Below are 13,234 nucleotides of genomic sequence, written 5' to 3' on the forward strand. Positions count from 1 at the left end.
TTAATCCAGCCTCGTATGCGTGCGGCGCAGCAGGGCATCGCCCAGCAGATTGCAGCCGATTACCAGGGCGGCAATCACCAGCCCCGGATAGAGCACCAGCCACTGAGACAGCAGCATATAAGAGCGCCCTTCGCCAATCAGATTGCCCAGCGTCGGCGTCGGCGGCTGAATACCCATGCCGAGAAAACCGACCGAGGCTTCCAGCACGATCAGGCGTGGGATATCCAGCGTCAGCAGGACGATCAGCGGGGTAAACAGATTCGGCAGAATGTGGCGGAACAGGATGCGCAGGGTAGAGAAGTCCATCGCCCGCACCGCCTGTATATATTCCAGTTCGCGGATTTCCAGCGTTTTGGCACGGGCCACGCGGGCATAAATCGCCCAGCTGGTGCAGCCCATAATCACAATAATATTGGTCAGCGACGCCCCCATCAGAGCAATCACCAGCAGAATGAGCAGGATAAACGGAATGGCCAGCTGGATATCGATCAGGCGCATCAGCAGCGCATCCACCCAGCCGCCAAGATAGCCCGCAATCATCCCCAGCGTGGTGCCGATGACCGCGCCGATCAGCGCCGCCAGTACCACCACCAGCAGCGACAGCCGCGTACCGGAGAGTATGCGCGACAGCAGATCGCGGCCCAGCTGGTCGGTGCCCAGCCAGTGGGTGCCCTGCGCGCCGGGGCTACCCGGCGGCAGGAAGATTTCCAGCAGATTATTACTTAACGCATCGGGCAGGGGCAGCCACGGCGACAGCAGTGCTGCGGCGATAACCGCGATCAGCAGGGTCGCGCCAATCACGGCATCACCATAGATCAGTCGCCTCGGGCGACGGCGCAGCACGGCGGTCGGTGCGATCATTTCAGCCTCAGGTCATACAGTGGGATACGGGCATCCACGCGGCCTTTAAACACCAGCGAATCGCTGTGGGCGTAAAGGGTGTCTTCCCGATACAGCGGCAGCAGAGGCTGCTGTTCGGCGACGCGCTGCTGGATCTGCTCCAGCACCTTTTTGCGCGCTACGGGATCAACAATCTGACGGCTCTGGTCCAGCAGTTTGTCCAGTTCGGCATCATGCACGGTGGAGTACGGCTCGCCGCTGCGCAGGATCGGGAACAGCGCGGCGTCGGCATCCAGGGTCTGGGTTGAACCCCAGGCCAGCATATAAACCGGAGCCTGTTTCTGCGCCGCGACCTGCTGGGTGTAGACCGACCATTCCGGCACTTCCAGCTGGGCTTTCACGCCGATGACCGCCAGATCCTGCACGATGGCCTGCGCCACATCGGCGCTGGCAATATAGCGGCGCGGTGCCTGGAAGCGCAGAGTGAAGCCGTTCGGGTAACCCGCTTCCGCCAGCAGGGACTTCGCTTTCGCCACGTCCTGCACGGTAGCCGGAACCGGCAGATAGCCAAAGTCATTGGCTCCGGCGGTGGTGCCGGTCGGCGTACCAAATCCGTGCAGCAGCTGCTGGGTATACGCCTGGCGGTTCAGCGCCAGTGACAGTGCCTGGCGAACGCGCACGTCGTTAAGCGGTTTTTCCTCATCTTTCAGGCCCAAATAGATGGTCAGGCCGCCGCCTTTCACCTGCTCCAGCTGCACGTTCGGGCGGTTTTTCAGCGCCGGAACCAGGTCGGCAGGCACGTTCTCAATCAGCTGAACTTCGCCGGTCAGCAGCGCGGTCAGGCGCGCGGTGGCTTCCGGGATTGGACGCCAGGTGACCTGATCGATAGCCGGCTTGCCGCGCCAGTAGGCGTCATTGGCGACCATCACCACTTTTTCATCCGGGATAAAGCTTTCCAGCTTGTAGGCACCGCTGCCAACCGGCTTGCGGGCAAACTCGCTGGCACCCACTTTTTTCACGTAGGCAGGCGGGACGATATAGGCCGGATAGCGGCTCATCCGCGTTGGCAGCAGCGGGTCCGGGCCGTTGGTGGTGATGCGAACCTGATTGTCGCCGACCGTCTCAACGGATTTAATCGTGCGGATGTAGGAGATGGTCGGCGCGTGGTTTGCCGGGTCGAGGATGCGGTCGATGGAGAATTTCACCGCTTCGGCATTCACCGGCTCGCCGTCGGTAAACTTCACGCCCGGGCGCAGGGTAAACAGCCAGGTGGTGGCGTCCACCGCTTTCCATTCGGTAGCCAGGCCCGGCTGTAGCGACATATCGTCACCGCGGCGCACCAGAGTATCGAAAATATTATCCACGAGGGTAGCGGATTCTTTCAGAAAGCCGGGGTCCATTGCCGTGGCGGACGCCGCCTGGCCAATGGTGATCTCCGCCGCCTGCACACCGGCAGGCAGCAGAGCAATAAGCAATGCGGTAGTGGCAAACTTCACTGCAGGTAGTCTCATAACGTTTTCCCAAATTGCCATCGGCAAGGTAGTGAAAAGAGTGAATACTGTGAGGACAATGCTGTGTTTTTGTAATACATGATATATCCTATAGTCAGGCTGAATAGCAATAAAACATTAAAATTAAATAACCATTTGCGATATCCGGGAAAGGACTAAAAAGCATGATTGAGATGGAAAAAGCGCAGCGACTGAGTCTCACCGCGCAGGTGGAATCCACGCTGCGCAGCGCGCTGATTGTGGGGAAACTCAAGCCGGGTGCCAGGCTGGTGACCCGCGATCTGGCGGCACAGCTGGGTACCAGCATCACGCCGGTGCGCGAAGCGCTGCTGCGTCTGGTTTCTGCGGGCGCGCTGGACGCCACGCCCGCGGCGGCGTTTCTGGTGCCGGAAATCACGCTGCAACGCTATCAGGAGATCACGCTGATCCGTAAGCAGCTTGAAGGTTTAGCGGTGAGGTCTGCCGCGACGGCCGTGACGAAAAAACAGCTGACGGCGTTAAAAAAACTTTGTGCACGCTTTATGCAGGCCAAGCTGAGCGGTGACGTTGAGATGGCGCTGGAAGCCAACCGTGCATTTCGTTTTACGCTTTACAGCTATGCGAAGATGCCAACGCTGGAAGCGATCATCGAGCAGCTGTGGGTACAGATTGGCCCGTGCTTCAACTATCTCTACCCGCAGTCAACGGAGATGGCGCAGGGGCATCACAACTACGACCATTTGCTGGAAGCGTTAGAGGCGGGTGATGCTGAAACCTGCGAGAAGCTGATTCTGAAAGCGATCGATGACGGCGCGGAAATCCTCACCGATCACTATTTCAAAAAAGCCTAGCGGCTCGTATTTCTGGAAAACTGCCATAAAAACCAGGGCGCGCCGATAAACGCAGTGAGCAGCCCGGCGGAAACCGGCCAGGGCCAGGCAATATTGCGCCCCAGCCAGTCGGCCAGCACCATCAGCGTTCCGCCAATCAGCGCAGCGGCGCAAAGCTGATGGCGCAGCGCCCGCGCACCCACCGACCTGGCGCACTGCGGAGCCAGCAGGCCGATAAAACTTAACGGCCCCACCAGCAGCGTCCCGGCGGCGGTGAGCAGGGATATCAGCAACAGCACCAGCAGGTTGGTGCGCGGTAAATGGATACCCAGCGACTGTGCGGTGAGTTGCCCCAGCCCTAACAGCTGTAGCCAGCGCTGCATCAGCAGCGCCAGCGGGCACAGCACGGCGGCGGCGATCAGCGCTTCAACGGCCATGTCCGCATTAATCCCGGCGGTAGAACCGGTGCTCCAGTTCAGCAGCATCAGCGCACGCGGATCGCCGCTCAGCATCAGGATCGTATTCAGCGCCCCGGCCAGACTGGTCAGGCTCAGGCCGATCAGCACCACCTTCTGCGGATTAAACCGGCTGCGCGCACCAAACAGGAACAGCAACAGCATCGCCAGCAGGCTGCCCACGATTGCCGAGGGCAGCATAAAGGTCATCGGCAGCGGCGTGAACAGCACGGTCAGTAATACCGCCAGCGCGGCACCGCTGCTGATGCCGGTCAGCTCCGGGCTGGCCATCACATTGCCCGTGAGCCGCTGGATCAGTTCGCCCGCACAGGCCAGCATCATGCCGGCACAGAGCGCACCGGTCATTCTCGGCCAGCGCCAGGCCAGCAGATGTGAGCTCAGCGCCCCCGGCGGTTCGCGGTTCAGCCACAGCGAGGCGGGCAGCGCCAGCGCTAACAGCAGCAGCAGAATGCCCAGCTGACGGGTTTTAAAACCGGCGACCGTCGGGGCGGCAGGCTGCACAGTCGGTGAACCCGTTACCCGCTGCCGTAACAGCAGCACCAGCAGCAGCGGCGCGCTTAGCAGCGCGGTAATCGCCCCTGCCGGAATATCCCCGGCGGCGGGGGAAAAGCGCAGGGCCAGCTGATCGACCAGCGTCAGCATCACCGCACCGGTCAGCACCGTGGCGATCAGTTGATGCAGAAAACGGCGGATGCCGCTGGCCCTGACGATGGCCGGGGCGGCCAGGCCGATAAAACCGATAATCCCCACCTGGCTGGTGATAATGGCGCTGATCGCCACCGCCACGCTCAGCGCCGCAATGCGCACCTTCACCACCGAGATCCCCAGCCCGCTGGCCTGCTGTTCCGACAGGCTGAGCACGGCCAGCGGCCTGACCAGCAGCAGGCTGATAAGCAGGGCAGCGCACAGCGCGATCGCCAGCAGGATGCCGCTGCGCCAGCCGCTCTGGGTTAACGCACCGGCCTGCCAGCTGAACAGGTCGCTCAGATAATCATGATTAAACAGCACCAGCAGGGTATTGAGTGAATTGCCGTACAGGCTCAGCACCATCCCCACCAGAATCACGCTGAGCGGCGCAAAACGGCGGCCGGAGGTCAGCTTGATCAGCAGTAAAACGGCGAGCGCCGAGCCGCACAGCGCAAGAACGGGCAGGCCCAGCGCCAGCAGGCCGGGCGCGAAGACCAGCGCGGCCGACATCGCCAGATTTGCCCCGGCGGCCACGCCGAGCGTACCCGGTTCCGCCAGCGGGTTTTGCAGCACCTGCTGAAACAGCAGTCCGGCCAGCGCCAGGCCCGCGCCGCACAGCAGGCTGACCGCAACGCGCGGCAGGAAGCTCTGGTCCAGTAACAGGGCAGCAAGCGTTGCCGGATAGCGTGCCACCAGCGCGAAATAGTTCATCGCCACGCAGGCCAGCGCGGCGGCGAAACAGAGAAGCAGAATAACGGCGGCGATCGTCGATCTCATTGCTCCGCCTCCAGCGCCCGGGTGATATCCCCGGCCAGCGCCAGCCCGGTCGCGAGTCCGCCGAACGGGAAAAAACTTTCCAGATGCGTGACGCGGTCACTTTTTACTATCGGTAACTGCTGCCACAGGCCGTTGGGCTGCCTGGCGCGCATCAGTCGCGTCATCGCGGTGGGTAATTCGGTATAGAACAGCCGATCGCAGGGCAGATCCGCCAGTTCCTCAATGCGTACGCGTGCAATATGGGCGGCGTTGACCGCTTTTTGCCAGGCGTTACGCAGGCCAAGCTGGCGGATAATCGCATCCGCCAGGCTGCCGCTGCCGTAGATTGTGGCGTGCTTACCGTCCTGATCCAGCACCATCACCAGCACCCGCGTCTGCTGACGCGCCGTGAGGCGCTGACTCAGATCGTTAATCTCGGCCTGCACCCGCTGTAGCCAGCGCGCGGCGGCAGCATCCGCGCCCAGCCGCCGCCCGGTTTGCTGCGTCCAGTCGTGCAGCGCCTGCCACGGATCGCCCGAGGCATACCAGCCCGATACCGTTTCCAGCTGCGCGATAGCCGCCATTTTTGCCATCACCGGTGCGGAAAGCATATCGCTGATAATCAGCGAAGGGCGCAGGGCATCGAGCAGTTCCATATTCGGTTCCCAGAACGGCCCGATGTCCTGTACGCCGGCAGGCAGCACAGGCTGCGGGATGCGGCGTCGAAAATAGCCGGTATCGGAAATCGCCAGCGGCGTGATGCCGATACTGAGCAGCGTTTCCGCCGCCGCCCAGTTAATCGCCACGATACGCTGCGGGTCCACCGTCGGCAGACCCGCACGCGCCGCCAGCGGCAGCATCATCAGCATTTTCAGACAGTGACGGCGGCTGAACTCCGGCATCAGAAGTTCAGTTTCAGCGAGCCAATAAAGGTGCGTTCCTGGCCCGGGTAGCAGCTGGTATCGCCATCGCAGGTGCCCACGTAGTGGCGGTCGAACAGGTTCTGCACGTTCACGCCAACCTGGATATTTTTATTCACCTGATATTTCGCACCGGCATCCACCAGGGTGAAGTTTTTCACCTGGATGGTGTTGGCGTTATCGCCGTACATGCTGCCGACGTAGCGCACGCCGGTGCTCAGCATCAGCCCGTCAAACAGCCCCTGATGGAAGCCGTAGTTGAGCCACGCGGAGGCCATGTTTTTCGGCACGTTAGCCTGCTGCTTGCCTTCGTCACCGTTGTTGCTTTTGGTGATTTCGGTATCGGTCCAGCTGTAAGACGCCAGCGCATCAAGGTTATCCGTCAGCTTCGCCTGAGTTTCCCACTCGACACCGCGGGAACGCACTTCGCCGGAGGCCACCTGATAGCCAGTTGCCGTGCCGTTAACCAGCTCATTGGTCAGCACGTTGGACTTGGTGATTTCAAACGCCGCCAGGGTCATCAGCAGATTGCTGTCCGGCTGGTATTTTACCCCCACTTCATACTGGTGCGCCTTGCTCGGATCGAATGTGCGGTTCTGACTGTCGGTGCCGCTGTTGGGTATAAACGACTCGGCGTAGCTGATGTACGGTGCCAGACCGTTGCCGACCAGGTACGTCAGCCCCGCGCGGCCGGTCCAGGCATCTTTATCAATCCACGAGGTGTTGCTGGTCAGGTTATTCTGCGTGCGCATGCTGATGTCGTCATGGCGACCGCCCAGCGTTAACAGCCACTGGTCCGTCAGGTGGATCTGATCCTGTACATACACGCCCAGCTGTGCGGTGGTCTGATCGTTATTGTTGAGCGCATAGGTCGGGTCGGCAATATTCAGCCCGTATACCGGGTTAGTGATACTCAACGCCGGGGCAACGGCACCAAAACGCTTGGCGTTGCCGTCCAGCCAGCTGTAGTCCACGCCGGCCAGCAGCGTATGCGCTACGGACGCGGTATTGAAATCCATCTGCAGCTGGTTATCGACATTGAAGGCCTTCATGTGCTCATCAAAACGAATCGCGTTGCGCGATATGGTGTTGGTGGTGAAGTCAGGACTGCCCGGCAGCAGGTTATTCAGGATGGTATCCGTCTGCCCGTAGCGCAGGTTCTGGCGGAACTTGACGTTTTCACCCAACTGCTGGCTGAATTCGTAGCCGACGCTGTACTGCTCCTGGCGGAAACGGTTGTAGCTGTAGTCACCCAGCAGGGTATCGGTGGCCCGACCGCCCGGCGTAGTGAGTACGGCGATGGTGCCGCCGGACGTGTCGCGCAGATAGTCAGCACGCAGGGTCAGGCTGGTGTCCGATGAGGGGATCCAGGTCACCGTTGGCGCCAGATACACGCGGTTGTCTTCCACGTGTGGCCCGTCGCGATACTGGAACTGGGTGTCGCTGTCGCGGGCCAGGCCGACCACGCGGTACAGCCACTCGCCGTCCTCGTCCAGCTTGTCGCTCATATCAAACTGCGCCTGGCGACGGTTGAAATTACCCAACTGTACTTCCACTTCATGCACGCCGCGCGCGTCCGGCATTTTGCTGACGCGATTCACGATCCCGCCCGCATCACCCAGTCCGAACAGGGTGGAAGAGGGGCCACGGACGATATCAATACGTTCCAGCGCGTACGGCTCGGTGCGGAAATAGCTGTAGCTGTTGTTCAGCTGGCGCAGGCCGTCGCGATAGTCATTGGTGGTCAGAGCGTTAAAGCCGCGAATGTAAATCCAGTCGTAACCCTTGGGGTCGACGCCGTAGGTTTCCGTTTTGACGCCCGGCACGTAGCGCAGCGCCTCTGTGACGGTCTGCACGTTCTGCCGATCCAGCTGCTCGCGGGTGATCACTGAAACCGACTGCGGCACTTCAATCAGCGGGGTATCGGTTTTGGTGGCAGTCAGGGTCTGCTGCGGTACAGCGGCAGCGTTACTGACGCTGGCGGTCACGGTCAGCGTACCGTCGCCGGAGGCCGATGGGGTAATGGAGACGGTCCCGCCGATCAGTTTCCACTCCAGCCCGCTGCCGGCCAGCAGCTGTCCCAGCGCCTGTTCAAGGCTCATCGGGCCCGATACCGCCGGAGCGGTTTTCCCGTCAAGAGAGGCTGGTGCGGCGATAAGCTGCACGCCAGCCTGCCTGGCCAGCTGGTTCAGTGACGTTGACAGCGGCTGCGCAGGCAGCGAAACGGCGAGGGTTGCCGCCGCATAAGCGCCGGACATCGGCAGCGCGGCGGCGATAACTACGGCGAGGTGCTGTGTACGAAACGCGCGTAAAGCAGAAAAAACGGCCATTCATGATCCCCAGATTTAAGATGAATAATAATCATTCTCTTCTGAAGACGCAGCGCGAAGACAAATCCTGACGTCGTTTTTAATTATTTTTTCGTTCAGCAGCAGATGAAACGATAGTTAACTGATTTTTATCGGTTTTTATTTTCACCGGCAGCACCAGCGGCAGCGATTTCGCAAAGCTCCCGGCGCGGTCGGTATCAAAGCTTCCGCTTACTCTCAGCGCGGCAACGGCGGACGATCCCGGTTTGATCGACACGTCGCCATAGCGGGCAAATTCCGCCAGCGCCATATCCAGGCGCGTATTGTCCAGCACGATGCGGTCATCGCGCCATGCGGCAATGCTGTCGGCGGGCAGGGTGGTACGTGCGATCAGTCGCCCCTCGGCATCACCTGTTGCACGTTCGGAAGCGTGCAGCACGGCCAGATGCGCACTGGCCTGCGGCAGATGCAGATGCTGCATCGCCCGCCACCAGCCGTTCTGCCAGCGGCCGCGCGGGCCAACGCGCACGGCACCGGAGCTGACCGCCACATCGGTGCCGTCGCCGCTCATGGTGTGCGGCAGGTAGCGCACGCTGAATTCGGTGCCGACCACGGTCACCCGCGACGGGCCGCTGAACACCGCAAAAGGCTGCTGCGGGTTATGCGCCACCTGGAAGAAGGCCTGTCCCTGCGGCATCTCCACTTCCCGGCGGCCGGGGTAATAGCGCACGGTCAGCTGCGTCCCGGCATCCAGCGAAACTTTACTGCCGTCGGGCAGATCGACGGTGCGCATCTCGCCGCGACCGGTCTGCCAGCTGGCAGTGTAAATCGGGGCGGCGAATTCACCGCGCAGCGGCAGCCACAGCACTGCCGCCAGCATCAGTAGCGCGCAGCCGAACGCCAGCGGCCGCCAGACGCGGCGGCGAACCGGCACAGGGCGCAGATGATTAACCGCGTCGGCGGGGATGGCCGCCGTTTGCTGCCACAGGCCGGACAGGTCCTGATACTCCGCCCGGTGTGCCGGGGTTTGCAGCCAGTGCTGAAAGGCGTCCTGCTCGGCCCGGGTCATGCCCTCCTGCTGGCGAAGCAGCCAGCGGATCGCCTGTTCGGCAACTGCCTGCTTATCTTGCGTCGTCATTGTGGCTTCCCTGTTGCTTCATCCCGCCAGCTCTCACGGCTGGCGCGGCAGGCCAGCATGGCGCGGATAATGTGTTTTTCCACCATATTGATTGAAATACCCATGCTGGCAGCGACTTCACTCTGCGACTGGCCATCAATGCGATGGCGGATAAACGCCTCGCGGCAGCGCGGTGGCAGTTGTTCAATGGCGGCAACGATATGGTCGATGTACTGCTGGTTCTCCAGCTGGCTGTCGGGCTGCTCGTGACCCGGCGCCGGCAGTTCGTCAGCGTCCACATCCGGTGCATCTTCATGTTGTTTATGCAGACGATAGCGATCGACCAGCAGGTTTCTGGCGATATGGTAAAGCAGGCCGCGGTGCGAGGAAACCTGTTCCGGAGAGGCCAGCGCACGGCTGAATGTCTCCTGGGTCAGCTCTTCCGCGAGGTGTTTGTCCCGCAGTTTGCCACTCAGGAAACGGAACAGTTCGGTGTAGTAACGCTCAAACGCTGACAAAGTGGCTTCCCAACAACCGCATATTCTGCGGGGATGATAAAGAGACGGAATGTTTGAATGAAAATAGTTATCGTTCTTAACGACCAGCGGCAATCATATCGTAAAAATAACGCGGGAGTGAGTGAAAAGAGTGCGCGGTTAACGCGGGTGCTGGCGGGCGAACATCGCGCTAAACCAGTCGATAAAGACGCGAACCTTCGGGGATAAATAGCGGCGATCGGGATAAAGAACCGAGACGGGCTTGGCAACGGTGGAGTACTCCGCCAGCACCTCGGTCAGCCTTCCGGCCTGAATATGCGGTTCCAGCGCGGCGCGTAATGCGTGCAGCATCCCCAGGCCGGACAGCCCGCAGGACAGCAGCACATCGGAATTGTTAACCAGCATGCTGCTGGCCGGGCGTCGTGAAACCGTTTCTCCGTTGACCGTGAACTTCCACTCCATGATTTCGCGGCTGTGCTCGCTGAAAAAATTTACCGCTTTATGCCTGGCAAGATCGTCGGGCGTCTGCGGTGTTCCGTACTTTTCCAGATACGACGGTGCGGCACAGGTCGCCATCGCTACGCTGCCAACGTGGCGCGAGACCAGACTGGAGTCTTTCAGTTCGCCCAGCCGGATAACGCAGTCGATACCTTCCGCAATAAAATCCGTCAGGCGATCGGATGCCGTCAGCACGATTTCAATCTGTGGGTACAGCGCCTGGAATTCGTCCAGCGCGGGAACGAGGATGGCGTGGGTCAGCGCCAGCGGCGCATCAATCCGCAGACGGCCGCGCGGCGGTTTATCCGTCGACACCGAGGCCATCATCTCGCCGACGTCGGTCAGCAGCCCTTTAGCACGCTGATAAATTTCCTCACCCTCTGCCGTCATGCTCAGGCTGCGCGTGGTGCGATGCAGCAGCTTTACCCCCAGATCGTCTTCCAGTTGCTGTACCGATTTACTCACCGCCGGACGGTGCAGTTGCAGGGCATCTGCCGCACGGGTGAAGCTACGCAGTTCAACCACCTGAACATAAATCGCCATCAGTTCCAGCATGTTAGCGCGCATCGTTTCTCCACTGAAATCGTTCACCCACCGGGTATCAATACAGCGAAGTATACCCTGGCGGATTGTTTCCCCTGCAATAACAGTGAAGTGCTTTTCCACGGCTTTTTCCCGCCGCACGCAGTTTTTATGATGGCCGCCACTTAACTCATACCGTGGAGACGCAAAAATGAAAGCATGGTTACTGAAAGATTTTGGCCTTGAGAATTTACAGCTCGCCGAGGTGGAAACCCCAGCGCCGGGTCCGGGCGAACTGCTGGTGAAGGTGGGGGCGGTATCCCTCAACTTCCGGGATAAGGCGATCGTGGACGGATTCTATGAACCACACCGGGTTCCTAAACCGCTGATCCCGGTGTCCGACGCCTCGGGAACCGTCGTGGCAGTCGGTGAGGGCGTAAGCCGCTTCACCGTCGGCGAACGGGTTAACTCACACCTCTATTCGCGCTGGCTGGACGGCGAACCCGCAGCGGATGAGCCGGACTGGTGCCTTGGAATGCCGCTGCCGGGCGGCCTGGCCGAGTATATGATTATTCATCAGGACAGCGCGGTGAAAGCCCCTGACACGATGAGCGATGAGGAAGCCTCAACGCTGCCGATTGCCGCACTGACCGCATGGTATTCGCTGATGGATATTGGCAACCTGCAACCGGGCCAGACGGTGCTGGTACAGGGAACCGGTGGTGTCTCCGTCTTTGCGGCGCAGATAGCCCATGCGTATGGCGCACGCGTTATCGCCACCTCCAGCAGTGATGCCAATCTGGATCGGATTAAACAGCTGGGTGCCGATGAAGGGATTAATTATAAAACCACGCCGGACTGGCATAACGCCGTGCTGGCGCTGACCGACGGTAAAGGGGTTGATATCACTATCGACGTCGCCGGGGGGGACGGGATTAACCAGTCGGTGGCCGCCACGAAGGTTGCCGGAACCATCGCGCAGGTCGGCTTTCTGACCGGGCAGACATCGCAGCTGGACCTGATGCCGGTGATTTTCCGCCAGACCACGATCCGGGGTATCGCGGTAGCGCCGCGTTCATCGTTTGACCGCATGAATCCGTTCCTCACCGAGCACAACATCAAGCCGGTGATTGAGCAGGTCTACGACTTCCGGGATGCGGTGAAGGCCTTCGAACACCTGTCACGCGGTGCATTTGGCAAGGTCGTTATCCGCATCGCTGACTGACGGGGCGGGCTCACGGGTTAGGCATCAGCCCGTGAGCCGTCTGATTACCAAAAATCGAGGCTGTGATGCAGCTCCGGGTTCCTACGGCGAGCGGCACTCTTTCCGGTACCGCTCTGCTGAGGTTATTTCGGCAGGCTTTCCAGCGCGGCGCGCAGATTTTTCAGCGAGGTGGTGATGATGCTCCAGGCATCCTTCGGCTTATCGTGTTCGATGATAAACCACTTCACGCCGCTGGCCTTCGCGGCGGGTAAAATCGTTTTCCAGTCCAGCAGGCCTTCGCCCATCGGGGCAAAGTTCATTTCGTCATCGCGGATGCCGATCGAGGCATTATCCTTGGCGTGAATAGCAAACACGCGGCCCGGATACTCTTTCAGAATGCGTGCGGGGTCCTGACCGCCGCGTGATACCCACGCCGCATCCATTTCCAGCTTCAGGTTGGCGGGTTGCGAGTGCTTAAAGATGATGTCCAGCGCGGTGACGCCGTCGTACTTCTTCATTTCAAAATTATGGTTGTGGTAGCCCAGCTGGATGCCGTCCTTGTGCAGCTTCGCGCCCAGTTTATCCAGCCGCTGCGCGTAGTCGATCCAGCCCTGGGTGCTGTCCGGGCGATCCTGCGGTTCAATCCACGGCACCACGATGGTGCTGTTGCCTACCGCCTTGTTAAAGGCCACGGTTTGCTGATAGTCCTGCTCCAGCGCCTTCAGCTGGACGTGTGAAGAGGTGACCGTCAGCTGGTTTTTCTCCAGCAGCGCCTTCAGCTGTGCGGCATTCAGATCGTGCGTGCCGACCAGCTCCACGTGCTTAAAGCCCGCCTTGTGCGCCATCGCGAACTGCTCGGCTGGCGTGCCGACATTGCGCAACGTATACATTTGCAGCGCGATTTCATCATCCACCTGCGCCGCTGAAACAAAGCCCGACGCCGTGCCCAGAGCCGCCAAAAGGCCCACCGTTGCCATCAAATTTTTCATCAATTTTCATCCTGTTATTAATAAGTAATCGATTACAAACTACGATCAAAAGTAATCGATTACAAAATGCAGAAGTGATTTCTGTGATCGGGGTCATTA

At 60.3% G+C, this 13,234-nt stretch carries 11 protein-coding genes; 2 read left to right on the plus strand and 9 right to left on the minus strand.

The window, feature by feature from the left end:
- A complete protein-coding gene (locus OMR58_RS00595; protein ID WP_105591785.1) occupies positions 1-861 on the minus strand; it encodes an ABC transporter permease in 861 nt (286 codons plus the stop codon).
- Complete coding sequence (locus tag OMR58_RS00600) at positions 858-2,351, minus strand: ABC transporter substrate-binding protein (RefSeq protein ID WP_264545094.1); 1,494 nt, start codon at positions 2,349-2,351, stop codon at positions 858-860. The genes OMR58_RS00595 and OMR58_RS00600 overlap by 4 nt, the downstream gene beginning before the upstream one ends.
- Before the next feature lie 164 nt (positions 2,352-2,515).
- Here OMR58_RS00600 and OMR58_RS00605 point away from each other — a divergent pair, with 164 nt between their 5' ends.
- Positions 2,516-3,181: a GntR family transcriptional regulator gene (locus OMR58_RS00605; RefSeq protein WP_264545095.1), complete on the plus strand. Its 666-nt coding sequence runs from the start codon at positions 2,516-2,518 to the stop codon at positions 3,179-3,181.
- On the opposite strand, the gene fhuB is transcribed toward OMR58_RS00605, so the two are convergent.
- The 6 genes from fhuB to OMR58_RS00635 all read right to left on the minus strand — a co-directional run bounded on the left by fhuB (position 3,178) and on the right by OMR58_RS00635 (position 10,987).
- Positions 3,178-5,100, minus strand: a complete 1,923-nt coding sequence (gene fhuB, locus OMR58_RS00610) for a Fe(3+)-hydroxamate ABC transporter permease FhuB (RefSeq protein WP_264545096.1) — start codon at positions 5,098-5,100, stop codon at positions 3,178-3,180. The genes OMR58_RS00605 and fhuB overlap by 4 nt on opposite strands.
- A complete protein-coding gene (locus tag OMR58_RS00615) occupies positions 5,097-5,981 on the minus strand; it encodes an ABC transporter substrate-binding protein (RefSeq protein WP_264545097.1) in 885 nt (294 codons plus the stop codon). Before OMR58_RS00615 ends, fhuB begins: the two co-directional genes overlap by 4 nt.
- Positions 5,981-8,329 carry a TonB-dependent siderophore receptor gene (locus tag OMR58_RS00620; RefSeq protein WP_264545098.1) on the minus strand — a complete coding sequence of 783 codons (2,349 nt, stop codon included), beginning with the start codon at positions 8,327-8,329 and terminating at the stop codon, positions 5,981-5,983. The genes OMR58_RS00615 and OMR58_RS00620 overlap by 1 nt, the downstream gene beginning before the upstream one ends.
- Before the next feature lie 79 nt (positions 8,330-8,408).
- Entirely contained in the window at positions 8,409-9,446 is a 1,038-nt protein-coding gene (locus tag OMR58_RS00625) for a FecR family protein (RefSeq protein ID WP_264545099.1), read from the minus strand.
- Positions 9,443-9,943, minus strand: a complete 501-nt coding sequence (locus OMR58_RS00630) for an RNA polymerase sigma factor (RefSeq protein WP_264545100.1) — start codon at positions 9,941-9,943, stop codon at positions 9,443-9,445. The genes OMR58_RS00625 and OMR58_RS00630 overlap by 4 nt, the downstream gene beginning before the upstream one ends.
- Positions 9,944-10,081: 138 nt before the next feature.
- Positions 10,082-10,987 (minus strand): LysR family transcriptional regulator, encoded by a 906-nt coding sequence (locus tag OMR58_RS00635; RefSeq protein WP_264545101.1) that lies wholly within the window; start codon positions 10,985-10,987, stop codon positions 10,082-10,084.
- Between the two features lie 166 nt (positions 10,988-11,153).
- Here OMR58_RS00635 and OMR58_RS00640 point away from each other — a divergent pair, with 166 nt between their 5' ends.
- On the plus strand, positions 11,154-12,167 hold the full coding sequence (locus tag OMR58_RS00640) for a zinc-dependent alcohol dehydrogenase family protein (protein ID WP_264545102.1): 1,014 nt from the start codon (positions 11,154-11,156) through the stop codon (positions 12,165-12,167).
- A 122-nt stretch (positions 12,168-12,289) separates the two neighbouring features.
- On the opposite strand, the gene OMR58_RS00645 is transcribed toward OMR58_RS00640, so the two are convergent.
- Positions 12,290-13,135 carry a sugar phosphate isomerase/epimerase family protein gene (locus tag OMR58_RS00645; protein WP_347710559.1) on the minus strand — a complete coding sequence of 282 codons (846 nt, stop codon included), beginning with the start codon at positions 13,133-13,135 and terminating at the stop codon, positions 12,290-12,292.
- Between the last annotated feature and the right edge of the window lie 99 nt (positions 13,136-13,234).

The organism is Erwinia sp. INIA01 (assembly GCF_025947915.1).
Lineage (GTDB): Bacteria > Pseudomonadota > Gammaproteobacteria > Enterobacterales > Enterobacteriaceae > Erwinia > Erwinia coffeiphila.

Coding starts and splice junctions, on each gene's coding strand:
- OMR58_RS00595 (WP_105591785.1), bottom strand. CDS start 861: ATGATCGCACCGACCGCCGTGCTGCGCCGTCGCCCGAGGCGACTGATC.
- OMR58_RS00600 (WP_264545094.1), bottom strand. CDS start 2,351: ATGAGACTACCTGCAGTGAAGTTTGCCACTACCGCATTGCTTATTGCT.
- OMR58_RS00605 (WP_264545095.1), top strand. CDS start 2,516: ATGATTGAGATGGAAAAAGCGCAGCGACTGAGTCTCACCGCGCAGGTG.
- fhuB (WP_264545096.1), bottom strand. CDS start 5,100: ATGAGATCGACGATCGCCGCCGTTATTCTGCTTCTCTGTTTCGCCGCC.
- OMR58_RS00615 (WP_264545097.1), bottom strand. CDS start 5,981: ATGCCGGAGTTCAGCCGCCGTCACTGTCTGAAAATGCTGATGATGCTG.
- OMR58_RS00620 (WP_264545098.1), bottom strand. CDS start 8,329: ATGGCCGTTTTTTCTGCTTTACGCGCGTTTCGTACACAGCACCTCGCC.
- OMR58_RS00625 (WP_264545099.1), bottom strand. CDS start 9,446: ATGACGACGCAAGATAAGCAGGCAGTTGCCGAACAGGCGATCCGCTGG.
- OMR58_RS00635 (WP_264545101.1), bottom strand. CDS start 10,987: ATGCGCGCTAACATGCTGGAACTGATGGCGATTTATGTTCAGGTGGTT.
- OMR58_RS00640 (WP_264545102.1), top strand. CDS start 11,154: ATGAAAGCATGGTTACTGAAAGATTTTGGCCTTGAGAATTTACAGCTC.
- OMR58_RS00645 (WP_347710559.1), bottom strand. CDS start 13,135: ATGAAAAATTTGATGGCAACGGTGGGCCTTTTGGCGGCTCTGGGCACG.